Annotated in this window: 22 protein-coding genes; 9 read left to right on the top strand and 13 right to left on the bottom strand. The window is 73.5% G+C overall.

The features are described 5' to 3' along the window. Positions 1-22: 22 nt before the first annotated feature. The 6 genes from ACIPLC_RS07555 to ACIPLC_RS07530 all read right to left on the bottom strand — a co-directional run bounded on the left by ACIPLC_RS07555 (position 23) and on the right by ACIPLC_RS07530 (position 5,661). A complete protein-coding gene (locus ACIPLC_RS07555; protein WP_400472022.1) occupies positions 23-376 on the bottom strand; it encodes a DUF742 domain-containing protein in 354 nt (117 codons plus the stop codon). Next, positions 373-804, bottom strand: coding sequence for a roadblock/LC7 domain-containing protein (locus tag ACIPLC_RS07550; protein ID WP_400472021.1), 432 nt, complete (start codon positions 802-804; stop codon positions 373-375). The genes ACIPLC_RS07555 and ACIPLC_RS07550 overlap by 4 nt, the downstream gene beginning before the upstream one ends. Further along, positions 801-2,597: an ATP-binding protein gene (locus ACIPLC_RS07545; RefSeq protein WP_400472020.1), complete on the bottom strand. Its 1,797-nt coding sequence runs from the start codon at positions 2,595-2,597 to the stop codon at positions 801-803. The genes ACIPLC_RS07550 and ACIPLC_RS07545 overlap by 4 nt, the downstream gene beginning before the upstream one ends. A gap of 88 nt (positions 2,598-2,685) precedes the next feature. Further along, positions 2,686-3,699 (bottom strand): MBL fold metallo-hydrolase, encoded by a 1,014-nt coding sequence (locus ACIPLC_RS07540; RefSeq protein ID WP_400472019.1) that lies wholly within the window; start codon positions 3,697-3,699, stop codon positions 2,686-2,688. Positions 3,700-3,820: 121 nt separating this feature from the next. Next, positions 3,821-4,624, bottom strand: a complete 804-nt coding sequence (locus ACIPLC_RS07535; protein WP_400472018.1) for a hypothetical protein — start codon at positions 4,622-4,624, stop codon at positions 3,821-3,823. Positions 4,625-4,740: 116 nt separating this feature from the next. Then, positions 4,741-5,661, bottom strand: a complete 921-nt coding sequence (locus ACIPLC_RS07530) for a GNAT family N-acetyltransferase (RefSeq protein WP_400472017.1) — start codon at positions 5,659-5,661, stop codon at positions 4,741-4,743. A 267-nt stretch (positions 5,662-5,928) separates the two neighbouring features. Between ACIPLC_RS07530 and ACIPLC_RS07525 the strand changes: the two genes are divergently transcribed. The 3 genes from ACIPLC_RS07525 (at position 5,929) to ACIPLC_RS07515 (ending at position 9,256) form a co-directional block, all read left to right on the top strand. After that, positions 5,929-7,254: a DUF692 domain-containing protein gene (locus tag ACIPLC_RS07525; protein WP_400472016.1), complete on the top strand. Its 1,326-nt coding sequence runs from the start codon at positions 5,929-5,931 to the stop codon at positions 7,252-7,254. 67 nt (positions 7,255-7,321) lie between these two features. Beyond that, a complete protein-coding gene (locus ACIPLC_RS07520) occupies positions 7,322-8,404 on the top strand; it encodes a TIGR04222 domain-containing membrane protein (RefSeq protein ID WP_400472015.1) in 1,083 nt (360 codons plus the stop codon). 69 nt (positions 8,405-8,473) lie between these two features. Then, positions 8,474-9,256 carry a TIGR04222 domain-containing membrane protein gene (locus ACIPLC_RS07515; protein WP_400472014.1) on the top strand — a complete coding sequence of 261 codons (783 nt, stop codon included), beginning with the start codon at positions 8,474-8,476 and terminating at the stop codon, positions 9,254-9,256. A 52-nt stretch (positions 9,257-9,308) separates the two neighbouring features. Here the strand turns inward: ACIPLC_RS07515 and hemQ are convergent, their stop codons facing one another. Genes hemQ through ACIPLC_RS07500 form a run of 3 tightly spaced genes read right to left on the bottom strand, consistent with a single transcriptional unit; the run spans position 9,309 to position 12,077 of the window. Continuing rightward, on the bottom strand, positions 9,309-10,022 hold the full coding sequence (gene hemQ, locus ACIPLC_RS07510) for a hydrogen peroxide-dependent heme synthase (RefSeq protein WP_400472013.1): 714 nt from the start codon (positions 10,020-10,022) through the stop codon (positions 9,309-9,311). Continuing rightward, positions 10,019-11,452, bottom strand: coding sequence for a protoporphyrinogen oxidase (hemG, locus tag ACIPLC_RS07505; protein ID WP_400472012.1), 1,434 nt, complete (start codon positions 11,450-11,452; stop codon positions 10,019-10,021). The genes hemQ and hemG overlap by 4 nt, the downstream gene beginning before the upstream one ends. A 34-nt stretch (positions 11,453-11,486) precedes the next feature. Then, positions 11,487-12,077, bottom strand: a complete 591-nt coding sequence (locus ACIPLC_RS07500; RefSeq protein ID WP_400472011.1) for a Uma2 family endonuclease — start codon at positions 12,075-12,077, stop codon at positions 11,487-11,489. Positions 12,078-12,132: 55 nt separating this feature from the next. On the opposite strand from ACIPLC_RS07500, the gene ACIPLC_RS07495 reads away from it, so the two are divergent. Then, positions 12,133-12,573 (top strand): DUF523 domain-containing protein, encoded by a 441-nt coding sequence (locus tag ACIPLC_RS07495; RefSeq protein ID WP_400472010.1) that lies wholly within the window; start codon positions 12,133-12,135, stop codon positions 12,571-12,573. 35 nt (positions 12,574-12,608) lie between these two features. On the opposite strand, the gene hemE is transcribed toward ACIPLC_RS07495, so the two are convergent. Beyond that, on the bottom strand, positions 12,609-13,712 hold the full coding sequence (gene hemE / locus ACIPLC_RS07490) for a uroporphyrinogen decarboxylase (protein WP_400472009.1): 1,104 nt from the start codon (positions 13,710-13,712) through the stop codon (positions 12,609-12,611). A 146-nt stretch (positions 13,713-13,858) separates the two neighbouring features. Between hemE and ACIPLC_RS07485 the strand changes: the two genes are divergently transcribed. From ACIPLC_RS07485 to ACIPLC_RS07465, 5 genes are all read left to right on the top strand, one after another. Beyond that, positions 13,859-14,521, top strand: coding sequence for a DUF3000 domain-containing protein (locus ACIPLC_RS07485; RefSeq protein ID WP_400472008.1), 663 nt, complete (start codon positions 13,859-13,861; stop codon positions 14,519-14,521). 321 nt (positions 14,522-14,842) lie between these two features. Next, positions 14,843-15,568: a LuxR C-terminal-related transcriptional regulator gene (locus ACIPLC_RS07480; RefSeq protein ID WP_400472007.1), complete on the top strand. Its 726-nt coding sequence runs from the start codon at positions 14,843-14,845 to the stop codon at positions 15,566-15,568. A 163-nt stretch (positions 15,569-15,731) separates the two neighbouring features. Next, complete coding sequence (locus ACIPLC_RS07475; protein WP_400472005.1) at positions 15,732-16,976, top strand: HRDC domain-containing protein; 1,245 nt, start codon at positions 15,732-15,734, stop codon at positions 16,974-16,976. Positions 16,977-17,212: 236 nt separating this feature from the next. Continuing rightward, positions 17,213-18,430 carry a thiolase family protein gene (locus ACIPLC_RS07470; RefSeq protein ID WP_400472003.1) on the top strand — a complete coding sequence of 406 codons (1,218 nt, stop codon included), beginning with the start codon at positions 17,213-17,215 and terminating at the stop codon, positions 18,428-18,430. Positions 18,431-18,432: 2 nt separating this feature from the next. Beyond that, positions 18,433-20,562, top strand: a complete 2,130-nt coding sequence (locus ACIPLC_RS07465; RefSeq protein WP_400472001.1) for a 3-hydroxyacyl-CoA dehydrogenase NAD-binding domain-containing protein — start codon at positions 18,433-18,435, stop codon at positions 20,560-20,562. A 76-nt stretch (positions 20,563-20,638) separates the two neighbouring features. Here ACIPLC_RS07465 and ACIPLC_RS07460 read toward each other — a convergent pair whose 3' ends face one another. The 3 genes from ACIPLC_RS07460 to ACIPLC_RS07450 all read right to left on the bottom strand — a co-directional run bounded on the left by ACIPLC_RS07460 (position 20,639) and on the right by ACIPLC_RS07450 (position 25,628). Beyond that, positions 20,639-22,165 carry an ArnT family glycosyltransferase gene (locus tag ACIPLC_RS07460; protein ID WP_400471999.1) on the bottom strand — a complete coding sequence of 509 codons (1,527 nt, stop codon included), beginning with the start codon at positions 22,163-22,165 and terminating at the stop codon, positions 20,639-20,641. A gap of 137 nt (positions 22,166-22,302) precedes the next feature. Further along, complete coding sequence (dxs, locus tag ACIPLC_RS07455) at positions 22,303-24,207, bottom strand: 1-deoxy-D-xylulose-5-phosphate synthase (RefSeq protein WP_400471997.1); 1,905 nt, start codon at positions 24,205-24,207, stop codon at positions 22,303-22,305. Positions 24,208-24,449: 242 nt separating this feature from the next. Beyond that, a complete protein-coding gene (locus ACIPLC_RS07450; RefSeq protein ID WP_400471995.1) occupies positions 24,450-25,628 on the bottom strand; it encodes an ROK family protein in 1,179 nt (392 codons plus the stop codon). Positions 25,629-25,839: the final 211 nt, after the last annotated feature.

Below are 25,839 nucleotides of genomic sequence, written 5' to 3'. Positions count from 1 at the left end.
CCGGCTCGGCCGGTCGGCCGGGCTACCGGAGCGCACGGAGTCCAACGAGGAGCCTCTCGACGATGGAGCGGTCGGTCTGCTGGGCGCGCGGGATCGGCGCGCGGGCGCGCAGGCAGCCCGCCTCGACCAGGTCGGCCGCGAGGAAGACGGTGGCGCTGACCGGCAGGCACAGGTGCGCGGCGGCCTCCACCACGGTCAGCGCACCGGGGCGCAGCAGTTCCCAGAGCCGCTGGTGTTCGGGTTCCAGCTCGCGGGGCGGTTCGGTGCTGTCCGCGAACAGCACGGTGAGCCGGTCGAAACCGGCGCTGCCGGGGCGGCTGCGCCCACCGGTGGCCAGGTAGGCGGGCACCATCCGCCTGCGGGGTACGGCGGTCATGACCGGACGGTGGTGTCCTGCTGCCGGGTCGGGCTCGCGAGGGCGCGGCCCAGGGCGGCGACCTGCACCTGCATCTGGTAGGCCACGTTGCCGAGTTGGGCCTCCGGGGAGGTGAACACGGCGAGCGAGGTGTTCTCCCCGGCCGGGACGACGACGGCGTAGCCGAGGTCGGACTCGACCACGGTCTGGGCCAGCCGGGGCCGCTCGGTGCCGGTGAAGGCGCTGGTGAACGCGCGGGCGGCGGCGTGCACGGTGGCGGTCATCGCGGCGACCCGCTCGGCGGAGGCGCGGTCGAGCCCGTCCGAGGCTCCCTCGACGAGGCCGTCACCGGTGGCGATGACCGCGTGCAGCACCCCCGGCAGCTCCAGCAGCGGGGTCAGCACCCACGAGATCTCGTCGGTGGTGGTCGGGCTGGGTGTGCTGCTCACTGCTCGGCTCCTTCGGGGGTCGGGGCGGGCGGGCGGCCGGTGGTGTGGACACCGGCTTCGCGGGCGGCCGCGGTCGGGCCGCTCCCGCCGGTCGTGCTGGTCTCGCGGGCGGCCTGCGCGACGGCGGCGCGGCCGGAGTCGGTGCCCTGCTGGAGCGCCTGCCAGTGGGCGGCGGCGCGTTCGGGCGTCCGCTCGGGGGCCCGGGCGGGCGGCTCGGCCGGGGCGGCGGACGGCCGGGCGGCGGGCTCGGGGGCGCCGGGGCCGGGGCCGGGGCCGTCGGCGGTGACCGGTCGGCGCCGTCGTCGGCTGGGCAGGCCGGTGCCGTCGTCGACCGGGCCGGCGGGGCCGGCCGGCGCGTCGGGCACCGCGTGGATGGCGGGCGCGGGGTGCGGGCCCGGCTGGTTGTGCCGGTCGGCGAGCGGGGGCGGGCCGTCGCCCTCGTCGGCGTCGCGCATCGGCGGGACGGCCTGGACGGTGGGCGCGGGGGCCGGGCCGGCGCCGGCCCGCAGCGGCAGCGGGGTGAGCACCGACAGCGGCTGCTCGTCGTCGACGACGGTCACCAGTGCGGCCGGGATGCGCAGGATGGTGCGCATCCCGCCGTACGGCGAGGGCTCGATGTGACAGGAGAAGCCGTACTGGCGGGCCAGTTTGCCGATCACCGCGAAGCCGGTCTTGGGCGGGTTGCCGAGTTCGGTGAGCAGGACGTCGGGCGGGCCTGCCAGCAGCCGGCGGGCCCGGCGCAGCTGGTCGTCGTCCATGCCGATGCCGCTGTCGTCGATGATCACCAGCGCGCCGCGGCCGCCCTGCTGGACGGTGACCGGGATGTCGGTCTCCGGGTGCGAGTAGGCGGAGGCGTTGGCGAGGAGTTCGGCGACGGTGATGGCCAGCGGCTCGGCGGCCCGCGCGACCACGGCGAGGCGCTGCTCCCGCAGGTGGTTGGCGACCTTGATCCGGGCGTAGCCGGGCACCCGGGAGAGTGCGCCGACCACCACTTCGGCGAGCGGCGAGTCGGTGCGGGCCAGGCCGGGCCAGGCCTCGCAGAGCACGGCGACGGTCTGGATCCGGCGCAGCGCGACCTCGTTGCGGAAGTCGACCTCCAGCAGCCGGGGGTCGTCGTTGTCGTGCTGGAGCTGCTGGACCAGGCTCTGGATCTGGTACAGCAGGGTCTGGATCCGGGAGGTGGCGCCGCGCATGGCGGCGCGGGCGGCGGCGTCGACCCGTTCGCGCTCGTCGGTGAGGGCGGCGGAGGCGGCGTCCAGGACGGACTGCAGCGCCCGGACGGCCTCGGGGCCGACGGCCTGCGGGTCCAGCGGGCCGACCAGCGGGGCGTTGGCGTGGCTGAGCCTGACGGCGGTGGCGGCCACCCGTTCCTGGGCGAGGTGGCCGATCTCGGCGAGCAGGGCGGCGGTGTGCTCCTCGGCGGCGGTGAGCCGCCGTTCGGCCTCCCCGGCCCGGGTGCTCGCGGCGGCGGCCCGCTGGTCGGCCTCCCGGGTGGCGTCCTCGGCGGCGCGGGCACGGCTCTCGGCCTCCCGGGTGCGCTCCTCGGCGGCCCGGTAACGGCTCTCGGCGTGCTGGGCCTCCTCGGTGGCGCGCCGGGCGGCCTCCTGCGCCTCGCGCAGTTGCTGCTCGGCGCGGGCCAGTCGGCCTTCGGCGGTGCGGGCGCGTTCCTCGCCGTGGCCGCGGGCGGTCTCGGCGGCGACCGCCCGGGTGAGGGCCCGGGCCCGGCCGCGGGCGAGCACGCCCGCCGTCGCGGCGGCGACCAGCGCCAGGGCGATCAGCGCGATCTGCGTCATCGAAGTCCTCGGGGGTCCTGGCGGGTTGGCTGCTGGGGCCGGGGCCGGTGGTCCGCCCCGGGCGCGGCGGGCGGTCGGGCCCGGGAGATCAGTCCCGGGCGGCGGCGTGCGGGCGCGGGCTGCGGGCGGCGTCCTCGGCCAGTTCGCGGGCCACCTGGGCGACCTGGCCCATGGCCTCCAGGACGTTCGGCACCTCGGTGCCGTCCAGGTGCCGGTACTCGGCGGCGACGGTGAGCACCAGCCGCTCGGGCAGGCCGAGTTCGGGGTGGCGCTGCTCGGCTATCACCCGCCGGGCGGCGTCCAGCGCGGGTATTCCGGCGGTGTGCAGGGCGTGCGCGCGCTCCCGGACGTACGTCAGGTAGGCGATGTGGTGGCGGACGCCGTCGCGGTCGAGCACCGGGCCGTGGCCGGGGACGAAGATCTCGGCGCCGGTGGCCAGGATCCGCTCGCAGGCGGTGATCACGTTCTCCAGCGGGCCGGCCCAGTGCACCGGGTGGTCGCCGGGGTACTCGGGGGTCGAGCCGAAGATCACGTCGCCGGTGAAGACGGCGCGCTGGTACGGGAGGTGGACGATCAGGTCGCCGCCGGTGTGGGCGGCGGGCAGGCCGGTCACCTGCACCGGGTACTCACCCACCCGCAGTTCCAGCTCGCCGGTGAAGACGGTGTCCGGGTGCACGGGGTCGGTGGCGGACCAGTCGAACCGCCCGAAGTGCTCCCTGAGGTAGCCGCCGAGCGGGGAGTCCGGGTCGCCGCCGACGACGAGGGCGTGCTGCTGCTGCGGGGTGGGCTCGTAGTGGATGTGCTCCAGCGCCTCGCGGGTGGAGATCACCTCGGCGTCCGGGACGACTCCGGCGCCCCACAGGTGGTCGCCGTTGGCGTGGGTGACGATCACCCGGTCGACCTCGACCCCGGCCGGCAGCAGGCGGCGGCTGGCGGCGAGGAACTCCCCGGCCAGGGTGGGGTCGTAGGGGGTGTCGATCCAGAGCGCGGTCTTCGCCGAAACCAGCAGCCCGCAGTTGGCCAGGCCCCAGCCCCGCTTCGGGGGGAGCCACACGTGCAGGTCCTCGGCAATCGCGCTCACGTTCGCACGGTTGATCGTCATGTGCGCGATTATGCCCAAAGCGTGTCAGGGTCGGGGCAAAACCTGTGCGGACAGTAGGAGTTACTGCCCCAAACTCTCCCGAGCTGTCCGGTTTCGCCCCCTGTGGTCGAGACCAATCGTCTCAACCGTCGGGACGGCCCGTGGACACCTCGCCCCGGAATCCCGACGGGACGTCGGACCGGGGCGCGGGCAGGGTGCGGCAGACCTCGACCGTGACGTCGACGGTGTCCAGGCCTATCACCCGCCCCTCCACCGCGACGAATCCTTTCTCCCCCGAGCGGAAGAGCGCCGCCAGCGGGGAGTTGCGGCTCGCCGCGGCCAACGCCTCCACCGCCATCGCGGAGCCGAAGGCGAACACCCCGCACAGCACGACGCAGGGCGCCTGCCGGGGCGTGCGGGTCACGAAGATGAAGCCGTGGTCACGGATCAGCTCCCCGGCCGGGTTGTACAGCGCCTCGAAGGTCATTCCGCCCCACCGGGCCCGGGCCTCGTCCGGGTACTCGATGGCGAAGTCCGGGAACACCGCGTCCAGCACGCCGGCGGAGTAGGAGTTGACGCTCGGGCCGCCGATCGAGAAGGTCGGCATCCGCGGGTCCTGCGCGCCGGCCACCACCAGTTCGATCGTCGCCTTCCGGTTGACCTTCCGCAGCAGGTCGGTGAGCCCCGCTATCGCCCTGGCCTCGGCCATCGGCATGAACAGCACGTTCTTCGGCCCGCGGCTGGTCAGCTGGCAACCATCCGTGGTGAACGCGAACTCCGCGACCTCGATGCTCGGCGTGATGATCTGCACCCGGCTGTACGGCGCCAGCAGCGCCCGCAGGAAGCCGTAGCGCAGGAACAGTCTGGTCCGGGCAAGGGAGCGGGCCGCGAGGAATCCGATCACGGCCGGAACCGATGCGATGAACACCTGGAGCAGGATCTCCATATCATCCCCACGGAGGAAGACTCGACCACGAACTGTGTGCCCTGGTTAAGTCCCCGCCGTGGCCGAAAATACCCACCTCACGGCAATACCGAGCGTCAGAATCACCGCACCGAGGGTTACTTCAAGCGCTTGATCCCCTTGCGCTCCCCGGCGCACCGCTCGTACCCCAGCCACGCGTTGATCGCGAGCATCGGCGCATTGGTCGCGTCGTTGGAGGTGTACGCGCGCCGGTAGCCCGCCGCGGCCGCCAGGCGCAGCGACTCCAGCTTGGCCAGCTTGCTCAGCCCGCGCCCGCGGAACTCCCGGCGGCAGGCGGTGAACGCGGACCAGTAGCGGTCCACCCCGTCGGTCTGCGCCAAGCTGAGCGCGGCCGGCTCGCCGTCCACCACGGCGACGACGGTCAGCTCCCGGTCCAGGTCCGGTCGGGCCCAGTCGCCCCGCAGCCAGTCCTCGTAGTCCAGCGCGTCCATCGGCACCTCGCCGGGCTCGTCCCGGATGGCGTCCGCCTCGACCAGGAACAACGGGCGCGGGTCGGCCGCCCAGTCGGCGGCCGGACGCAGCTCGACGCCGGCCGGCCGTACGGGTGCCTGCGGCAGCGGCAGCGTCAAGTCCCGTCCGCCGAACTGCGCCGAGCGCCCGAGCTCGTAGCCCCGGGCGGCGGCGAAGGCCGACGAGCCGGGATCGTCGTCCACCCAGGTGTGCAGCTCGACCACCCCGTGCCCGGCCAGGTGCCGTTCGGCCGCGGCCAGCAGCGCGGTGGCCGCGCCGAGCCGCCGGAACTCCGGCAGCACGCTGCCGTTGGCGTACCCGACGCCGGTGGTCGTCGTCCCGAGCACCACCGCACAGCGCACCGCGCCGACCACCCGGCCGTCCAACTCGGCGACGAAGGTGCGGAAGTGTTCGCCCGGGCTCTGCCGGTCGTTCAGCCAGAGCAGGGCCTCGGCGGTCATCACCAGGTGTTCGCGCCCGGCCCGGTGGGCGGCGGCCACGGCCTCGGCGTCGTCGGGGCGGAAATCACGGATCGTCAAAGAAGTCATGGGTTCCCACGCTAGCCCCGCCGACCCGTCCGGCGCCTCCGAATTTCCCCCCGCCGGTGCGCCCCACCTGCGGCAACGCCCCCGGCTCGGGACCAAAGTCCCTCACCCCCGCGGCGGCAAGCTCAAATAATGCTCTGAGAAGACCGGGCGGGGCTTGGCAACCACCCCACCCGGGGACATCCTCTGCAACACGGCCGCGCGGTCCTGGCGACGAAGCCCGCACCGCCCGACGGCCTCCCCACCCGGCCCTCCGAAGGGGGCGAACCGATGACCTCCCCTGCTCTGGACCTGCCCGGCTCCGCCACCCCGGCGCGGGGCGGCGCACCCCGCCTCGGCGTCGGCCTCGGCTGGCGCAGCGAGATCGACACCGTCGTCGAACGCCAACCCGGCCTGGACTGGGTCGAGGTGGTCGCCGAGAACATCTGCGCCGACCACCTGCCCGAGTCCCTGACGGTCCTGCGCGCCCGTGGCGTCACCGTCATCCCGCACGGCGTCGCGCTCGGCCTCGGCGGCGCCGACCTGCCCGACCCCGCCCGGCTCGCCAAGCTCGCCGGGGCGGCGCTCGCCCTCGACTCCCCGCTGGTCACCGAGCACCTGGCGTTCGTCCGGGCCGGCGGCCTGGAGGCCGGCCACCTGCTGCCCGTCCCGCGCACCCGGGACTCGCTGCGGGTGATCGCCGAGAACGTCCGGATCGCCCAGGACCAGCTCCCGGTGCCGCTCGCCCTGGAGAACATCGCCGCCCAGCTGGCCTGGCCCGACGACGAGCTGACCGAGGGGCAGTTCCTCGCCGAACTCGTCGAACGCACCGGCGTCCGACTGCTGATCGACGTCGCCAACCTGCACACCAACCGGGTCAACCTCGGCGTCGACCCGGCCGCCGAACTGGACCGCCTGCCGCTGGAGGCGCTCGCCTACGTCCACGTCGCCGGCGGCACCCTGGTCGACGGTGTCTGGCACGACACCCACGCCCACCCCGTCACCGAGCCGGTGCTGGAGGTCCTGGCCGAACTCTGCGCACGGGTCGCACCACCCGGCGTCCTGCTGGAGCGGGACGCCGACTTCCCGCCGCCGACCGAACTGGCCGGCGAACTGGACGCCATCCGCCGGGTGCTGGAGGGGAGCACCCGGCGGATGGCCGACCCGGCCCCCCGCGACGCGCCTCGGGAGGCCTGGTCCCGCCACCCCTCAGTCGCGTGCCCGAGCGGCTCCCGTGCCAGGCTGGCGCGGCGCCAGGAGGACCTGCTCGCCGCCCTGGTGGCCGGCGGGCCCGTCCCGCCCGGCTTCGACCCGGACCAGGTCCGCGCCCAGTCCACCGGCCTGGCCACCAAACGGCGGGACACCGTCGCCAAGGTGGCCCCCGAACTGCCCCGCCTGCTCGGCCGGCCGTACGGGCCGCTGTTCCTCGACTACGCCCGCCGGCACCCGCAGACCGGCGGCTACCGCGCCGACGCCCGGGCCTTCGCCGCCTGGGCACTCACCGACGGCGGCCCGCTCGCCGCCGACCACCGCCGGGCCCTGGAGCAGTGGCTCCGCCCGGCCCCCGAGCGGGCACCCGGCCCGCTCGCCCGCCTGCGCCAGGCCCTGCGGCGCTGAGCATCCGCCTTCACCGCACACCGCGGCCGCGTACTCGTCTTCACCGCACACCTCGGGGGAACCGCCCATGTGGCACAACACCTACTTCGTCATCCCCGCCGTCCTGCTGGCGGCGGCCTCGCTGTACGCGTCCCGGACCAGGCAGCGGGTCGGCCACGTCCCGCACGTCCAGGGCCTGCCCGGCCGCGGCCTGCCGCTGATGGACGCCGCCTTCCTGTCCGGCGGCCCCGGCCGGGTCTTCGACACCGCCCTGGTCCGGATGCACCTCTCCGAGCGGGCCGTGATCAGCCGCGCCGGCCTGGTCACCCTCACCGGCCACAAGCCGTACGACGCCGTCGACCAGGCCGTCCTGGACGCCGTCGGCCCGGGCGGCAGCCGTGAACTCGCCCCGCTGCGCCGCGCCGTGATGCGCTCCGCCGCCGTGCAGGAGATCGGCGACCGGCTCGCCGACCGCGGCCTGATGCGCCGCCCCGAGCGGCTGCGGCGGGCCCGCACCGCCCGGCGGCTGCTCTGGCTCGCCCTGCTCGGCGCCGTCGTCTCCACCGTCCTCGCCCACGTGCTGGACGGCGCCGGCTCCGACCGCCCCGCGCTGTGGATCCCGGTGCTGCTCCTGCTCATCGGCGGGCTCAGCCTGCTCGTCACCCGGCCGGCCAAGGGCCGGATCACCCCGGCCGGGGAGCGCCAGCTCTCCCTGATGAAGATCGGCACGCCGTGGACGCCGAGCGCCGGCCTGTCCCCGAAGATGACCGGCGGCGTGCTGCTGGGCGCCCTCGCGCTCGGCGGGCTGGCCGCCGCCGGGCTGGAGGACGACGAGCTGCAGTCCGCGATGCTGGCCGCGGCCGCCCAGGACGAGGCGATGAAGTCGGCCGCCGCGAGCTCCTACGCCTCCGCCTCGACGAGCTCCTCCTCCAGCTCCTCCACCGGTGGCTCGTCCGGGTCCTCCTGCGGGGGCTCCGCGTCCTGGTGCGGCTCCTCCCACTCCGGCTCCTCCGGCTGCGGGGGAAGCAGCAGCAGCTGCGGATCCTCGTCCTCCAGCTGCGGCTCCGGCTCCAGCAGTTGCGGCTCCTCCTCGTCGAGCTGCGGGTCGTCCTCCTCCAGTTGCGGGTCGTCCTCGTCGAGCTGCGGTGGCGGCGGCGGCTGCGGCTCCTGACGTCACAGTTCGGTATCGCGGTCCGGGAAGCCGTTCCCCGCGCCATCGGCCCAGGCATACAACAAGCCCATGTGGTTGCTGTTCCTGATACCGGCGTGCGTCGCGGCGGTCCTCTCGTGTCTCCGGCTGGTCCGGACGACCGCCACCGCCGACGCCCTGACCGAGGCGGACGGCCTGCGCCCGCCCGAGGCCGTCGGGATCGGGCTGTACGAGACGGCCTACCTGGCCGGCGGCCCGGACCGGGTGGTCGAACTCGCCCTCGTCCTGATGGCCGGCCGGGGCCGGCTGCACCTGGCGCACACCGGCTGGACCACGGTGGTCGACCCCAGGGGCCGCAGCCGCCTGGAGCGCGCGGTCATCGCCACCGTCGGCCCCGACGGCCAGTGCCGCACCGACGAGCTGCGCCGGGCGATGGCCGAGCACCCGACCGTCCTGGAGATCGGCGCCCGGCTCTCGCTGGCCGGCCTGGCCACCCCGGCCCTGGTCCAGCGCAGCACCGTCCTGGTGGTCCGGCAGGTGCGGCACGCGCTGCTGCTGACGCTCCTCCTGCTGGCCGCCGCGCTGGCCCTCAGCGGCTTCACCGGCGGCGACACCGTCGCCCCGGTCGCCTGGTTCTCGCTGCCGCTGGTGCTCACCTCGGGCACCCTGCTGATGGCCCGGGTCGACGTCTACCCCTACACCCGCTGGGCGTCCCCGGTCGGCCAGGAGGTGCTGCGCGAGGTCCGTCCGGCCCGCCAGCGCGGCCTCGCCGACGACGAGGAGCGCGAACTGCTCACCGCCGTCGCCATGAACGGCCCCGCCGTCCTCCCCGACCCCCGCCTGCGCGCCGCCCTCCGCCCCCACCGGACGTGACACGCGAAACGGGGCCCGCCGAAGCGGACCCCGTTCACCGATCCCGCGGAACTCAGGCCAGGCCGTTGAGCAGCTCGCTGACCGGCTTGCGGCGGCCGGTGAAGAACGGCACCTCCTCGCGGACGTGCAGCCGGGCCCGGGAAGGGCGCAGGTCGCGCATCAGGTCGACGATCCGGTGCAGCTCGTCCGCCTCGAAGGCGAGCAGCCACTCGTAGTCGCCGAGCGCGAACGAGGCCACCGTGTTGGCCCGCACGTCGGGGTAGCCACGGGCCATCTGGCCGTGCTCGGCGAGCATCGCGCGCCGCTCGGCGTCCGGCAGCAGGTACCACTCGTAGGAGCGGACGAACGGGTACACGCAGACGTAGTCGCGCGCGCGCTCGTCGGCGAGGAACGCCGGGATGTGCGACTTGTTGAACTCGGCGGGGCGGTGCAACGCCATGTTGGACCAGACCGGCTCCAGCTGGCGGCCCAGGCCGGTGCGGCGGAAGCGGTTGTACGCCTCCTGCAGGTCGTCCGAGTCCTCGGCGTGCCACCAGACCATGAGGTCGGCGTCCGCACGCAGACCGGACACGTCGTACGTGCCGCGCACCGTCACGTCCTTCGCGGCCAGCTGGGCGAACAGCTCGTCCACCTCGGCGGCCAGCGCCGTGCGGTCCTCGGGCAGCGCGCCCTTGAGCTTGAACACCGACCACATGGTGTAGCGGATGACCTGGTTCAGGTCGCGCGCCTTCTTCTTCTCCGGCTGCTGCTCAACGGTCTCAGTCATGCGCCCATTGTCCTCTCCGTGGAACCTTCCCCGGTTGCCGGGGTCAACAGTTTGTCGAGGGCGGCCACCGCGGCGGCCGCCGAGCCGATGCAGGCCGGAATGCCGACCCCGTCGTACGCGGCACCGCACAGCGCCAGTCCGCCCACCCCGGCCGCCGCGGTCCGAATCCGGGCCACCCGGTCCAGGTGGCCCACCGGGTACTGCGGCAGGCCCGCCCGGAAACGCGAGACGGCGGTGTCGTACGGCCGGGCGGTCAGGCCGATCGCCTCCCCGAGGTCCGCCAGCGACCGGGCCACCAGTTCCTCGTCCGGCAGTTCCAGCGCCTCCTCCTCGCGGTAGCGGCCCAGCGAGGTGCGCAGCAGGAACGCGTCCGGGGCGGAACGCTCCAGCCAGCCCCACTTGTTGGAGGAGAAGGTCGACGCCTTGATCCGCCTCCCGTCCACCGGCGGCACCAGGAACCCGCTGCCGACCGGCAGTTCCGCCAGGTCGGCCCGGCGGAACGCCAGGGTCACCAGCGCCATGCCCGCGTACTCGACGGTGTCCAGCTCGGCGGCCGCCGTCGGCGCGTCCGCGCGCAGCAACCGGGCGGCGGCCGGCGCCGGGACGGCCAGCACCACGGCGTCCGCGTGCAGCACCTCGCCGTCGCCGGTCACCACCCGCCAACCCCCGGGGGTGCGGCGCAGTCCGTCCACCGGCGCACCGGTGCGCAGGTCCACGCCCGCCTTCCGGCAGGCGGTGGCGACGGCTTCCGGCAGGGTGCCGAGCCCGCCGCGCAGGCCCTGGAACACCGGCGCACCAACCACCTTCGGCCGCGAGGCCAGCTCGTGCACCCCGTCGACCAGCGAGCCGCCGCCCCGCGCGATCGCCAGCAACTGCGGTACGGCGGCGCGCAGCGAGATCTCGTCGGCCCGCCCGGCGTAGACACCGCCCAGCAGCGGCTCGACCAGCCGGTCCACCACCTCCTGGCCCAGCCGGTCGGCGACGTAGCGGCCGATCGCCACGTCCTCCCCGACCTCGGTCGCGCCCTCGTGCCGGGCCCGCTCCAGCCCCTCGGCGGTGAGCACCCCGGAGGCCGCCAGCGCGTCCAGATCGCCCGGGACGCCCATCACCTGCCCGCCCGGCAGCGGACGCAGCGCGCCCCGCGTCCAGATCGAGGCCTTCGCGGTGGTCGGCGGCTCCAGTTCCTCCCCCAGCCCGACCGCCCGTGCCAGCTCCACCGCCTCCGGCCGCCGCGCCAGCATCGACTCGGCCCCCAGGTCCACCCGGACCCCACCGACCTGGCCGCCCCACAGCTTCCCGCCGACCCGCTCCGACGCCTCCAGCAGCGTCACCCGCGCCCGCACCGGCCCCCCGGCCGCCCCGCTCAGAAAAGCGGCCGCAGCCAGCCCCGCGATCCCACCACCGACGACGACGACCTGTGCATCCGACATGCCCCGCAGTCTCGCAGGTCTTTACACCGGGCCCTCAATCCGCTGCACGCCGCCCGGCCGGCACCAGCCCGTCCAGATCAATCGTGATCGGGAACGGCACCGGGCGTTCGAGCTTGCCGCGAAAGATCCCGGCCGGAACGTAGGAGGACGTCGCCGGCTCCAGCTCGAAGACGTGCACGACCGGCAGGCCGTCCTCCTCCTCGACGATCCAGTAGTGCGGGATCCCGGCCTCGGCGTACTTGCGGACCTTGACCGTACGGTCGCGGTGCGCGGACTCGGGGGAGACGACCTCTACGACGAGCGCCACGTCAGCGACGGCGAACCAGGTACGGCCGGTGGCGTACTCCGCCGTGGCAACCACCACATCCGGCTCCGGCCGGTTCCACCGGTCAAGCTTGACCGTCATCTGGTCCTCGGCCATCGTCCCGTCCGGTGCCAACGCCTCCAGCGCAGCGGTCAGGTTTCGCACGACCCTGCCGTGAAACGAACGCTGCGGAGACATCATGAAGACCAGTGCCCCATCGATCAGTTCGGTGTGCCGCGGCGCCTGCGGCAGGTGGTCGAGGTCATCGGCAAACCAGCCCTCGTCTCTGGGCGCGTACATCCAGTCCGGCAGCTCGCTCATGCTCCCAAGATAGCGAGTTCCGAGGCCCTGCGAGCCGCTGCCTAGGCTGTGTGCTATGGAACCGATCGTGGTGAGTGCGTGTCTGGCCGGGGTGCCGTGCCGGTACGACGGGCGGGCGAGGACCTCGCCGGACGTGGTGGGGCTGGTCGAGGCGGGGCGGGCGGTGGTGGTGTGCCCGGAGGGGGCGGGCGGGCTGCCGACCCCGCGGCCTCCGGCGGAGATCGTGGGCGGGGACGGGGCGGACGTGCTGGACGGGCGGGCCCGGGTGGTGGACGCGGCGGGCGCGGACTGTACGGCGGAGTTCGTGGCCGGGGCCCGGGCGGCGCTGGCGGCGGCCGAGACGGCGGGGGCGCGGCGGGCGGTGCTGATGGCGCGCAGCCCGTCCTGCGGCTGCGGGCGGGTGTACGACGGGACGTTCACCGGGGAGCTGCGCCCCGGGGACGGGGTGACGGCGGCGCTGCTGCGGCGCGCGGGGATCGAGGTGGAGGCCGGGTAGCGGAGCGCCACCCGGCCTCGGACTCACCGCGGGGGTCAGCGGGCGCTGGCCTCGTGGACGAAGGCGACGAGGCGGGAGAGGGCGTCCGGGTCCATGGACGGCAGGACGCCGTGACCGAGGTTGAAGATGTGGCCGCTGGTGCCGAGGGCCTGGGCGGCGTGCAGCACCTCGCGGGCCTTCGTCTCGACGACCTTGGTGGGGGCGAACAGCACGGCCGGGTCGAGGTTGCCCTGAAGGCCCTTGCCGGGGCCGACGCGCTCGGCGGCGACGTTCAGCGGCACCCGCCAGTCGACGCCGACGATGTCCGCGCCGGCCTGGCCCATCAGGCCGAGGAGTTCGCCGGTGCCGACGCCGAAGTGGATCCGCGGCACGCCGTAGGAGGCGACGGCGTCGAAGACCTTGGTGCTGGACGGCATGACCGAGCGGCGGTAGTCGTCGGGGGCGAGCGAGCCGACCCAGGAGTCGAAGAGCTGGACGGCCGAGGCGCCGGCCTCGATCTGCACCTTCAGGAAGGCGGAGGTGATGTCGGCGAGCCGGTCGACCAGGGCGGCCCACAGGTCGGGCTGCCCGTACATCATGGCCTTGGTGTGCTCGTGGTTCTTGGACGGGCCGCCCTCGACCAGGTAGCTGGCCAACGTGTAGGGGGCGCCGGCGAAGCCGATCAGCGGGGTCTCGCCGAGCTCGTCCACCAGCAGGCCGACGGCCTCGGTGATGTAGGGGACGTCGTCGGGCTCCAGCGGGCGCAGCCGCTTGAGGTCCTCGGCGGTGCGGATCGGGTCGGCGATGACCGGGCCGACGTTGGGCTTGATCTCGACGTCGATGCCGACGGCCTTGAGCGGCACCACGATGTCGCTGAAGAAGATCGCCGCGTCCACCTTGTGCCGGCGGACCGGCTGGAGGGTGATCTCCTTGACCAGCTCGGGCCGCATGCAGGACTCCAGCATGGGGATGCCCTCGCGGACCTTCAGGTACTCGGGCAGCGAGCGGCCGGCCTGGCGCATGAACCACACCGGGGTGTGCGGCACGGGCTCGTGCCGGCAGGCGCGCAGGAACGCGGAGTCGTACGCGGCGCCGCGGCGCGCGGGGGTGGTCCGGCCGTCGGGGGTGGCCGCCGTGGTGTCTGCCGTAGTCTCGCTCACGGTCCAAATCTTCGCATGCGCCTCGGGGCGCTCCTCCCGGCCGGTCTCGTGGGTTCCTCCAAGATCTGGCCGGGTTTGCCGTTCCGGCACGCCGCTCGGACGGAAGTTGCGGCCTTAACCACGGTTTTCGACCTAGTCTTCGGGGCATGGCAGCGGTCGGCGGGCACCCCGCGCAGGGTGGCGGAGCAGGTGGCGGAACAGCTCGGGAGGGGGCGCCGAGCGAGTTCCGGGCTGCCGTGGAGGCCCTCGACGGAGCACGGCTGCGGCCCGAGGTCCAGCTCTCCCCCGCGCCGGCCCCGCGCCGGCTGGCCCCGCACGCGTTCGCGGTGACCGCCTCGGTGGAGGTGGACGGCGAGGAGTTGGCGGACGGCCGGCTGGTGCTGCTCTACGACCCGGCCGGGCAGGAGGCCTGGAACGGGGAGTTCCGGGTGGTGACGATGACCCGGGCGGAGCTGGAGCCGGAGATGGCCGGCGACCCGATGCTCTCGGAGGTCGGCTGGGCCTGGCTGCTGGACGCGCTGCAGGCGCACGGCGCCGGGTACGCGGAGCCGTCCGGCACGGTGAGCCATTGCGCCTCGCAGTACTTCGGCGGGCTGTCGGACCGTCCGTCCTCGACCGAGATCGAGATCCGGGCCTCCTGGACGCCGGCCGACGGCCGGTTCGAGCGGCACCTGGCGGCCTGGGGGGACCTGCTGTGCATCAGCGCCGGCCTGCCGCCGGCCGCGCCGGCCCCGCAGGCGCCGGCCGATGTGCCGTCACTCGGTGGGGTGGTCCCGATGCCCGCGCGGCGGCGTCCGCGTTCGCACTGAGGAGTGGCGCCCGGGGCCGGACGACACCGGCCGGCCCGATGCCACCCCCAGGACTGACGGAGTGTGACTTCGATCCCGCTCCGGGTCAATTAACCGGCCGAAACCGACCGATCAGCACCAGATCTGATCTATTTTGTGCGAATTCGGGGCGGGTCGCATCACTCATATGCGCGATTTGTCCGTATTGTTACTCACTAGATCGTGATCTTTCGCTAAAGCCCGGCACGGTAGCTGCCGAAGCAGACTGTGACCCTTTCCGAACGCGGAACACTCCGACCGCCCCCATCGGGGTTCCGTCCGCCACTCCCCGCAGGAGGCCTGGTGTCGGTCCTTCTTGAGCACCCCGCAAACGTGGTCGCCTACCGCCCGACCAAGCCCACCGCCATGGTGGTCATCGCCGATCCTCGCGTCCGAAACACCGTCACCCGCCATCTGTGGGCGCTCGGAGTCCGGGACGTGATCGAGGTGTCCTCGATCGCCGAGGCCCGCCCCCGGGTCTCCACCCCACGCGACATCTGCGTCGCCGACGTACATCTGCCGGACGGCTCCGGCCTGACCATCCTGGCCGAGACCCGCGCCGCGGGCTGGCCCAACGGCCTGGCCCTGTCCGCCGCCGACGACATCGGCGCCGTCCGCAGCGCGCTGGCCGGCGGTGTCAAGGGCTACGTCGTCACGGGCACCCGCACCAACGTCGCGATGCCCGGCCGCCCGGGCCTGCCGCTCGGCGCCGCCGGGCTGGCCGGGCGGATGCGCCGCCCCGGTATGCCGGGCGTGCCGGGCGCCGTGGGGGCGCCGGGCGCCCACGGAGCCCCCGGCGCCCCCGGTGCGCCGGGCGCGCAGCAGTCCGCCTACCGCGAGCTGTCCGGCCGTGAGGTCGAGGTGCTGCGGCTAGTCGCCGAAGGACAGTCGAACAAGGCGATCGGTGTGGCGATGGGCCTCTCCGCGCTCACCGTCAAGAGCCACCTCGCCCGGATCGCCCGCAAGCTGGGCACCGGTGACCGCGCCGGGATGGTCGCGGTCGCGCTGCGCACCGGCATCATCCACTGAGTCCTCGAACGGGCCCGCTGCGGCGGTCGAGGAGGAACGTTTCCTCCTCGACCGCCGTAGCCGTGTCCCGCAGCCACCGCCCGGGCCCCGTGGCATAGTCACGGACCCGGTCTGACCAGTCCGACAACACTCCCGGCCGCGAGGACCGTCGTACCCTTGGTGGGTGACCGACGCCGTAGCAGCCATCCCAGAAGAAGCAGCCCCGGTCCCGCTCCTCGAACCGAAGGAGGGGATCCCGCCCGTCGTGGCGGACGAGCAGGCGCTGGCCGCCACCGTCGCCGCCTTCGCCGAGGGCACCGGACCGGTCGCCGTCGACGCCGAGCGGGCCTCCGGCTACCGCTACGGGCAGCGCGCGTACCTCATCCAGCTGCGCCGCGCGGGCGCCGGGAGCGCACTGATCGACCCGATCGCCTGCCCGGACCTCAGCGGCCTGGGCGACGCCCTCGCCGACACCGAATGGGTGGTGCACGCCGCCACCCAGGACCTGCCCTGCCTGGCCGAGGTCGGCATGAGACCCCGGCAGTTGTTCGACACCGAGCTGGCCGGGCGGATCGCCGGCTTCGCCCGGGTCGGCCTCGGGCCGATGACCGAGAGCGTGCTCGGGCTGAGCCTGGCCAAGGAGCACTCCGCGGTGGACTGGTCCACCCGCCCGCTGCCCGAGCCGTGGCTGCGCTACGCCGCTCTGGACGTCGAGGTGCTGGTCGAGCTGCGCGACGCACTCGAACAGGAGCTGGACGCCCAGGGCAAGCTCGGCTGGGCCCTGGAGGAGTTCGCGGCGATCGCCGCCGCACCGCGCCCGGCCCCGCGCACCGACCCGTGGCGCCGCACCTCGCAGCTGCACAAGGTCCGCCGGCGCCGCCAGCTGGCCGTGGTGCGCGAGCTGTGGCTGGCCCGGGACCGGCTGGCGCAGGAACGCGACGTCTCCCCCGGACGGGTGCTCTCGGACGCCGCGATCGTCAACGCCGCGCTGGCCATGCCGCTGAACATCGCCGCGCTCCAGGGCGTCCAGGGCTTCGGGCCACGAGTGCACCGGCGCCAGCTGGAGCAGTGGCTGGCCGCCGTCCAGCGGGGCCGGGAAGTCCCGGAGAACCAGCTGCCGCCGGCCTCCGCGCCGCACGACGGGCCGCCGCCGCCGCGGGCCTGGGCCGAGAAGGACCCGGTGGCCGCCGCCCGGCTGTCCGGGGCGCGCGCCGCGGTCGCGGACCTCGCCGAGCGGCACAACCTGCCGGCCGAGAACCTGATCACCCCGGACCTCGTCCGCCGGGTCTCCTGGGAGCCGCCGGCCGATCCGGCCGCCGCGGGCGTGGCAGCCGCGCTGCGCCGGCTCGGCGCCCGGCAGTGGCAGGTCGACCTGGTGGCGCCGGTGGTGGCCGCCGCGTTCGCCGCGGCCGCGGCCGCCCAGGCCTGACCGAGTCCTCCCGGAGGGGGCGCCGTCCTCGCGACGGCGCCCCCTTCGGCGTATCCGGGGTCCGTCTTCCGGCTCCCGCCGGTCGGACGTGTCGCGGGACACACGGGGTGAACCCTCCGTGAGGCCTGGGCAGGTTGGTTACCGACCGGTAGCATGACGGTGGAGCGGCGCCGCTCGGGTCTTCACCGGCGGCAGCCTGCCCACCTCAAATGTTGGTCCCTGGGAGGAGAGCCCCCGTGCCTCGTACCGCGAGGGACGTCGTCTTCGTCGATGGCGTCCGCACCCCGTTCGGCAAGGCCGGCCCGAAGGGCATCTACCACGAGACGCGCGCCGACGACCTGGTCGTCAAGTGCATCCGGGAGCTCGTGCGCCGTAACCCGAACCTGCCCGTCGAGCGCATCGACGAGGTCGCCATCGCGGCCACCACGCAGATCGGCGACCAGGGTCTGACCATCGGGCGCACCGCCGCCCTGCTGTCCGGCCTGCCCAAGTCCGTCCCCGGCTACGCGATCGACCGCATGTGCGCCGGTGCGCTCACGGCCGTGACCGCCACCGCCGGCGGCATCGCCTTCGGCGCGTACGACGTGGTCGTGGCCGGCGGCGTCGAGCACATGGGCCGCCACCCGATGGGCGAGGGCGTCGACCCGAACCCGCGCTTCGTCTCCGAGAAGCTCGTCGACGAGTCCGCCCTGTTCATGGGCATGACCGCGGAGAACCTGCACGACCGGTTCCCGCACCTGACCAAGGAGCGCTGCGACGCCTACGCCGTGCGCTCGCAGGAGAAGGCCGCCAAGGCGTACGCCAACGGCGACATCCAGCCCGACCTGGTGCCGATCTCGATCCGCAACACCAACCCCGAGGTCGGCGAGACCGGCTGGGGCCTGGCCACCGTGGACGAGCCGATGCGCCCGGGCACCACGATGGAGAGCCTGGCCGGTCTGAAGACCCCCTTCCGCCCGCACGGCAACATCACCGCGGGCAACTCGGCCGGCCTCAACGACGGCGCCACCGCCTCGCTGCTGGCCGCCGAGGATGTCGCCGAGGAGCTCGGCCTCCCGGTCAAGATGCGCCTGGTCTCCTACGCCTTCGCGGGCGTGGAGCCCGAGGTCATGGGCATCGGCCCGGTGCCGGCCACCGAGAAGGCGCTGGCCAAGGCCGGTCTGACCATCGACGACATCCAGGCCTTCGAGGTCAACGAGGCCTTCGCCGTCCAGGTGCTGTCCTTCCTGGACCACTACGGGATCGCGGACGACGACGAGCGGGTCAACCCGTACGGCGGTGCGATCGCCTTCGGCCACCCGCTGGCCTCCTCCGGCGTGCGCCTGATGAACCAGCTGGCCCGCCGCTTCGAGCAGCGCCCGGACGTCCGCTACGGCCTCACCACGATGTGCATCGGCTTCGGCATGGGCGGGACCGTCATCTGGGAGAATCCCCACTTCGAGGGTGGTAAGTGACCATGACGAGCACCACTGAGCTGCTGCAGCACGGCGCCGAGCTGTTCCCGGGCGAGGTCGTCACGACCGCGCACGTACGCCACCTGGACCTGCCCCTGCAGGCCGGCAGGCTGGCCCTGATCACCCTGGACAACGGCTTCGACCACACCAAGCCGACCACCTTCGGCCCGGGCTCGCTGCTGAAGCTGTCCGCCGCGCTGGACCAGGTCGAGGCCGAGGCCGCCGAGGGCGAGGTCGTCGCCGTCGCGATCACCGGCAAGCCGTTCATCTTCGCGGTCGGCGCCGACCTCAAGGGCGTCGAGCTGCTCAAGGAGCACGCGGACGCGCTGGCCATCGGCAAGGGCGGCCACGAGGTCTTCAAGCGGATCGCCGCGCTGCCCGTCCCCTCCTTCGCCTTCTACAACGGCGCGGCGATGGGCGGCGGCGTCGAGGTCGGCCTGCACGCCACCTACCGCACGGTCAGCGCGGGCGTCCCGGCGTTCTCGCTGCCGGAGGTCTTCCTGGGCCTCGTCCCCGGCTGGGGCGGCTGCTCCCTGCTGCCGAACCTGATCGGCCCCTCGAAGGCGATCAAGGTCATCATCGAGAACTCGATGAACCAGAACAAGCAGCTCAAGGGCAAGGACGTGTTCGAGCTGGGGATCGCCGACGCGATCTTCGAGCCGGCCGACTTCCTGGAGCAGTCGCTGCTGTGGGCCGCCGAGGTCCTCAAGGGCGACGTCGTCGTCGAGCGCGAGGACATCGACCGCGGCAAGGCCTGGGACGACGCCGTCGCCTGGGGCCGCCTGGTCGCCGACGCCAAGGTGCACGGCGCCGCGCCGGCCGCCTACAAGGCGCTGGACATCATCCAGCAGGTCAAGGACTCCGACCTGCAGGCCGGTTTCGACGCCGAGGACGCGGCCCTGGCCGACCTCATCATGAGCGGCGAGCTGCGCAGCGGCATCTACGCCTTCAACCTGGTGCAGCGCCGGGCCAAGCGCCCGGTCGGCGCGCCGGACAAGTCGCTGGCCCGCCCGGTCAGCAAGGTCGGCGTCGTCGGTGCCGGTCTGATGGCCTCGCAGCTGGCGCTGCTGTTCGCCCGCCGTCTGGAGGTGCCGGTGGTCCTCACCGACATCGACCAGGAGCGCGTCGACAAGGGCGTCGGCTACGTCCACGCCGAGATCGACAAGCTGCTCGGCAAGGGCCGGATCGGCCAGGACAAGGCCAACCGCCTCAAGGGCCTGGTCAGCGGCTCGCTCGACAAGGCCACCGCCTTCGGCGACGCGGACTTCGTGATCGAGGCCGTGTTCGAGGAGATGGGCGTCAAGCAGACCGTCTTCGCGGACCTGGAGAACGTCGTCTCGCCGACCTGTGTGCTGGCGACCAACACCTCCTCGCTGTCGGTCACCGAGATGGCCTCGAAGCTGAAGCACCCCGAGCGGGTCGTCGGCTTCCACTTCTTCAACCCGGTCGCGATCCTGCCGCTGCTGGAGATCGTCCGCGGCGAGCAGACCGACGACGCCTCGCTGGCCACCGCCTTCGGCGTCTCGAAGAAGCTGAAGAAGACCTCGGTGCTGGTCAAGGACGCCCCGGCGTTCGTGGTGAACCGGATCCTCACCCGCTTCATGGGCGAGATCCAGACCATCATCGACGAGGGCACCCCGATCGCCACCGTCGAGAAGGGCGTCGAGCCGCTCGGCCTGCCGATGTCCCCGATCGTGCTGCTGGAGCTGGTCGGCCCGGCGATCGCGCTGCACGTCTCGGAGACCCTGCACGGTGCGTTCCCGGAGCGGTTCGCCGTCTCCGAGAACCTCGGCAAGGTGGTCAAGGCCGGCAAGCGCGGCTTCTACACCTGGGTGGACGGCAAGCAGGTGCTCGACCCCGAGGTGCTGGAGCTGCTGTCCTTCGGCGACACCGTGCTGACCGAGGAGCAGGTCCTGAACCGCTCCCTGGAGGCCGTGGCCCAGGAGATCGGCCTGATGCTGGAGGAGGGTGTCGTCGCCGAGGCGCAGGACATCGACCTCTGCATGATCACCGGTGCCGGCTGGCCCTTCCACCTGGGCGGGATCACCCCGTACCTGGACCGTGAGGGCGTCTCGGAGCGGGTGAACGGCAAGCGCTTCCTCGCCCCCGGCGTGGCCTCGGTGCCCGCGTAACGCATGGCGCCACCGCACGCCGGATCCCCGGTGACCTGGACGGTCACCGGGGATCCGGCGTGTGCGGGGGGCGTGGTCAGCGCTTGAGGCGGTAGACCACGGTGTCGGCGAAGACGCCGACCATCTCGTAGTGGGTGTCCAGCAGGTTCTCGATCCGCGGGACCAGCACCGGCTGGTACGGGGCGATGCCGGAATCGTCCACCACGACCTCGGGCAGGCCGTTGGCGAGCTCCTTGTCGAAGGTCTGCCAGGCGTTGCTGACGCTGAACTGCTCGCCCACGTTGGCGTTGCCGTCCTTGCCGCCGCTGTAGTTGGTCAGGAAGCCGGCGGTCAGGTAGCGGGTGGCGGGCTTGCGGTCGGCCAGCCAGTACAGCTCGGGGTGCATGCCCCAGACCAGCACGGTGTCCTTGGTGGTGGTCTGGGCGGCGACCGCGGTGGCGACCTCGGTGGTGCGGTTGAGCCGCTCCCCCGGCCAGGCCAGCGCCAGCGCCCAGAAGACCGTCGAGGCGACCGTGGTGTACACCAGGACGGGCTTCCAGCGGACCGCCGAGGTGGCCACCGCCCCGGTGCCCAGCAGCACCAGCGGGGGGATCAGCTGCAGGTAGTAGTGGCCGAAGAAGTGGAAGCCCACGCTGACCGCGACGACCGAGGAGGCCAGCCAGACCCACAGGTCGCCGGTGGAGCCGTGCTCCTCCCCGGCGACCGGCAGCGGGCGGTGGCGGTACTTGAGCCACAGCCGGCGCCCGACCGGGAGCAGGAAGCCCAGCCCGGCCGCGACCAGGATGGCCGAGTTGCCGAGTGCGCGGCCGACCATCTGGAGCCAGGCGCCGCCGAAGGAGGCGTAGTCCCCGCTGCCGGTGACCACCCAGAACAGGAAGCCCTTGGGCTTGGTCAGGATGACCGCGACCAGCGCTATCGGCAGGGTGAAGCCGAAGCCGATCTTGAACAGGGCGGGCGGCCAGCGCACCCCGCGCCGACGGGCGTCCTGGAACAGCATCCAGAGCACCGGCAGCAGCACCGCGCCGCCGGTCTGCTTGGTCAGCGAGCAGAGCGCCACCGCGATGCCCGCGGCCAGCCAGCGGCGGCGCTCGGCGTACCGGAACGCCGCCACCATGGCGGGGAGCATGAAGACCTCGAAGGTCGCCGCCTGGGTGTCCTCCGGGGAGAGCCCGATGGAGACCAGCAGGTAGAGCAGCCCCGCGCCGGCCCCGGCCCGGTTGCCCCAGCGGCCGCGGGCGATGGACGCCAGCAGGATCGCGGTGACCAGGTGGGCGCCCACCGCCAGGGTGCGCAGCGGCCACAGCGAGGCGGAGCCGAAGACCGTGAAGCAGGCCTGGTAGAGCCAGGGCAGCAGCGGCGGCTTGCGGTCCACCACGGTGTCGTACAGCACCCCGCCGTCGGCCAGCATCCGGGCCTGGGTGGCCAGGAACCCCTCGTCGGGGCTCCAGACGGGCCGGGCGAAGGACGGGATGTGGGTGAGCAGCGCGACCAGCGCGAGCACCGGCACCAGCCTGGTCCAGTACCCGGTCTGCACATGGGTACGGACGCGCTCGGGCAGGCGCTCGGCCAGTCCGGCGAGGCGGAAGCGGGTGGGGGTGGGCACGGATGACAACCTACCGGGCGGGATCGGCGCGGGCGGCGCCGGTCCCGCCTTTCGGTGCGATTGTCAGCTTGTTTCGTGACGAACTGTTACGGACTTACGACGAACCGTCGTCGGCGGAACAGGTTCGGGGCCCGCTCTCAGGCCTCGACCGGAGCCGCGTCCAGGCTGGCGACCAGGGCCGTCACCTTTCGGGCGATGTCCGGGGCGTTCAGGCCGATCTCGGCCAGGATCTCGTTCCGGCTCGCGTGGTCCAGGAACTCCTGCGGAATCCCGAAGTCGCGCACCGGCAGATCCACGTCCGCGTCGCGCAGCGCCTGCGCCACGGCGGCGCCGACACCGCCCACCCGGCCGTTGTCCTCGATCGTGACGACCACCCGGTGCTCGGCCGCCAGGCCCGGCAGGGCCGCGTCCACCGGCTTGACCCAGCGCGGGTCCACCACGGTGGCGGTGATGCCCTGGGCGGCCAGCAGGTCCGCGACCTCCAGGCTGGTGGCGGCCATCGCGCCGACCGAGACGACCAGCACGTCCGCGCGGTGCGTGCCGCCCGGCGCCTCGGCGGCGCGCAGCACGTCCATGCCGCCGATCCGGCCGACCGCCGGGACGGCCGGGCCGACGGTGCCCTTGGAGTAGCGGACCACGGTGGGGGCGTCCTTGACCTCGACGGCCTCGCGCAGCTGGGCGCGGACCTGGTCGGCGTCGCGCGGGGCGGCCAGCCGCAGGGTCGGGACGACCTGGAGGATCGACATGTCCCACATGCCGTTGTGCGAGGCGCCGTCGGTGCCGGTGACGCCGGCCCGGTCGAGCACGAAGGTGACGCCCAGCTTGTGCAGGGCGACGTCCATCAGGACCTGGTCGAAGGCCCGGTTCAGGAAGGTCGCGTAGACCGCGAAGACCGGGTGCAGCCCGTTGGTGGCCAGGCCGGCGGCGCTGGTGACGGCGTGCTGCTCGGCGATGCCGACGTCGAAGATGCGGTCCGGGAAGGCCTCGGCGAAGGGCGCGAGGCCGACCGGGTGGAGCATGGCGGCGGTGATGCCGACGATGTCGTCCCGCTCGTGGCCGAGCGCGACCATCTCCTCGGCGAAGACCGAGGTCCAGTCCTTGCCCGAGCTCTTGATCGGCAGGCCGGTCTCCGGGTGGATCACGCCGACCGCGTGGAAGCGGTCCTCGTCGTTGTTCTCCGCGGCGTGGTAGCCGCGGCCCTTCTCGGTGAGGCAGTGCACGATCACCGGGCCGCCGAAGCCGCGCGCCTTGGTCAGCGCGGACTCCAGGGCGGTCAGGTCGTGGCCGTCGATCGGGCCGATGTACTTGAGGCCGAGGTCCTCGAACATGCCCTGCGGGGCGATGAAGTCCTTGAGGCCCTTCTTGGCGCCGTGCAGCGTCTCGAACAGCTGCTGGCCGACCACCGGGGTGCGCTGCAGCGCGTCCTTGCCCCAGGAGAGGAAGCGCTCGTAGCCCTGGGTGGTGCGCAGCGTGGCGAGGTGGTTGGCCAGGCCGCCGATGGTCGGCGAGTAGGAGCGCTCGTTGTCGTTGACGACGATGACCAGCGGGCGGTCCTTGGCGTCGGCGATGTTGTTGAGCGCCTCCCAGGCCATGCCGCCGGTGAGCGCGCCGTCGCCGATGACGGCGACGACCGGGTCCGGCTTGCCGAGGATCTTGTTGGCCTTGGCCAGGCCGTCGGCGTAGGAGAGGACGGTGGAGGCGTGCGAGTTCTCGATCACGTCGTGCTCGGACTCGGCGCGGGAGGGGTAGCCGGACAGGCCGCCCTTCATCCGCAGCATCGAGAAGTCCTGGCGGCCGGTGAGCAGCTTGTGGACGTAGCTCTGGTGGCCGGTGTCGAAGAGGATGCGGTCGCGCGGCGAGTCGAAGACCCGGTGCAGCGCGATGGTGAGCTCCACCACGCCGAGGTTGGGTCCGAGGTGGCCGCCCGTCTTGGCGACCTCGGTCACCAGGAAGGTCCGGATCTCCTGGGCCAGCGCGGCCAGCTGTCCGGGCGTGAGCCGGTCGAGATCGCGCGGTCCCCGAATGCGGGTCAGCAGGGCCACCCGTTCCTCCTCGTTCAGTGTTCGCGGACCGCGGGCGGTCCGACGGGCGTCGCTGCCCGGTCTGGCGGCGGGCCGGCGGTCGCGGCCGGTGCCGACCGGTCGAGTCTAATGTCCGCTTGCCGGACACCGAGCGGCGCGGCCGGTGCCACCGATCCGTTACCGCCATTCCCGGAGGTCGGCCGGGGGTCACGCGTCACCTTTTCATTGACGAATGGATGTTCGGGTGCGATCCGGGCTGCGGCTCAGCCGCGTCCCAGCGCCCCGGACTCCCCCATCTCGCTCATCACCAGGGCCAGCGCGCCGAGCACCTCGGCCCGGCCGCCCAGGGTGCCGGGGACCACCGAGAGCTGGCGGGCGGCGCTCGGGATGGCGTAGCGGGCCACCGAGTCGCGGATCGGGGCGAGCACCAGCTCACCGGCCTCGGCGAGGTCGCCGCCGAGGATCACCCGGCGCGGGTTGAGCAGGTTGCACAGGGTGGCGACGCCGGTGCCGATCTGCCGGCCGGCGTCCGCGATCACCCGGCGGCAGCCGAGGTCACCCTGATGGGCCAGCTCGACCACCCGGGGCAGGGTGAGGTCCGGTCCGAGGGTCGAGGTGAGCAGGGAGAGCAGGTAGCGGGAGCCCACGAAGGTCTCCAGGCAGCCCCGGTTGCCGCAGCGGCAGACCGGCCCGGCCTCGTCCAGGGTGATGTGCCCGATCTCACCGGCGGTGCCGCCCGGCCCCCGGTAGATCTGGCCGTTGACCACCAGGCCGGCGCCGACCCCGCTGGCCACCTTGATGTACGCGAGGTCGCTCAGCCCCCGCCCGGCCCCCCAGACCAGCTCGCCGAGCGCGCCCAGGTTGGCGTCGTTGTCCACGTGCACCGGCATGCCGAGCCGCTCGGTCAGCTCCCGGCCCGGGGCGATGCCCGTCCAGCCGGGCAGGATCGCGGTGGAGCCCAGCGCACCGGTCTCCACGTCGATCGGGCCGGGCACGCCGAGGCCGACGCCGATCACCTTCTCCGGGCGGAACCCGGCCTGCCGGAGCAGCCGCTCCACCATCGCCTCGGCCCGGTCGAAGCCCTGCGCCGCAGAGACGTCCACGTCGATCGGGGCGCTCTCCTCGGCGAGCACCCGGTGCGCGAGGTTGCCGACCGCGACCCGCAGATGGGTGTGGCCGAAGTCGATGCCCACCACGATGCCCGCGTCCCCGCTGAGCGAGACGCTGCGCGCACGCCGGCCGCCCGAGGAGGTGTCGGCGACCACGACGGTGCCGCTCTCCTTCAACTCCCGCACGATGTTGGACACGGTGGCCGCGGACAGCCCGGTGCCGCGGGCGATCTCCGCCTGGGTCAGCGAACCGGCCGTCCGCACCGCGCGCAGCACCCGCTCCAGGTTCGCCCGGTGCAAGGACGACTGCGAGCCCGGTGTGTCCGTCGACATGATCCACCCTCCCAGGGCGGGGACCCCTCCGCCGGGCGTCCCCTTCAACTCCTGAAGGGTAGGGCCTGTGCCGTGGATCGGTGCGGATCGGGCCGCGGGCGGCGCCTCCCGGGCAAGCGCTGGGCGGGGCGGCCGGCGGTACCGGCGGTAGGGCCGGGAGCTGCGGAAACGGGCTACCGGCGTCCTGGGTTCGACCGAAAACCACTCACCA

Source organism: Kitasatospora sp. NPDC086801, assembly GCF_044745805.1.
In the GTDB taxonomy this organism is placed as follows: Bacteria; Actinomycetota; Actinomycetes; order Streptomycetales; family Streptomycetaceae; genus Kitasatospora.
The sequence above is the reverse complement of the archived record's forward strand: the minus strand, read 5'-3'. Positions and strand labels throughout refer to the sequence as shown.

Bases quoted from the DNA above. Each gene is read 5' to 3' on its own strand.
- ACIPLC_RS07555 (WP_400472022.1), bottom strand. From the start codon at position 376: ATGACCGCCGTACCCCGCAGGCGGATGGTGCCCGCCTACCTGGCCACC.
- ACIPLC_RS07545 (WP_400472020.1), bottom strand. From the start codon at position 2,597: ATGACGCAGATCGCGCTGATCGCCCTGGCGCTGGTCGCCGCCGCGACG.
- ACIPLC_RS07540 (WP_400472019.1), bottom strand. From the start codon at position 3,699: ATGACGATCAACCGTGCGAACGTGAGCGCGATTGCCGAGGACCTGCAC.
- ACIPLC_RS07535 (WP_400472018.1), bottom strand. From the start codon at position 4,624: ATGGAGATCCTGCTCCAGGTGTTCATCGCATCGGTTCCGGCCGTGATC.
- ACIPLC_RS07530 (WP_400472017.1), bottom strand. From the start codon at position 5,661: ATGACTTCTTTGACGATCCGTGATTTCCGCCCCGACGACGCCGAGGCC.
- ACIPLC_RS07525 (WP_400472016.1), top strand. From the start codon at position 5,929: ATGACCTCCCCTGCTCTGGACCTGCCCGGCTCCGCCACCCCGGCGCGG.
- ACIPLC_RS07520 (WP_400472015.1), top strand. From the start codon at position 7,322: ATGTGGCACAACACCTACTTCGTCATCCCCGCCGTCCTGCTGGCGGCG.
- ACIPLC_RS07515 (WP_400472014.1), top strand. From the start codon at position 8,474: ATGTGGTTGCTGTTCCTGATACCGGCGTGCGTCGCGGCGGTCCTCTCG.
- hemQ (WP_400472013.1), bottom strand. From the start codon at position 10,022: ATGACTGAGACCGTTGAGCAGCAGCCGGAGAAGAAGAAGGCGCGCGAC.
- hemG (WP_400472012.1), bottom strand. From the start codon at position 11,452: ATGTCGGATGCACAGGTCGTCGTCGTCGGTGGTGGGATCGCGGGGCTG.
- ACIPLC_RS07500 (WP_400472011.1), bottom strand. From the start codon at position 12,077: ATGAGCGAGCTGCCGGACTGGATGTACGCGCCCAGAGACGAGGGCTGG.
- ACIPLC_RS07495 (WP_400472010.1), top strand. From the start codon at position 12,133: ATGGAACCGATCGTGGTGAGTGCGTGTCTGGCCGGGGTGCCGTGCCGG.
- ACIPLC_RS07485 (WP_400472008.1), top strand. From the start codon at position 13,859: ATGGCAGCGGTCGGCGGGCACCCCGCGCAGGGTGGCGGAGCAGGTGGC.
- ACIPLC_RS07465 (WP_400472001.1), top strand. From the start codon at position 18,433: ATGACGAGCACCACTGAGCTGCTGCAGCACGGCGCCGAGCTGTTCCCG.
- ACIPLC_RS07450 (WP_400471995.1), bottom strand. From the start codon at position 25,628: ATGTCGACGGACACACCGGGCTCGCAGTCGTCCTTGCACCGGGCGAAC.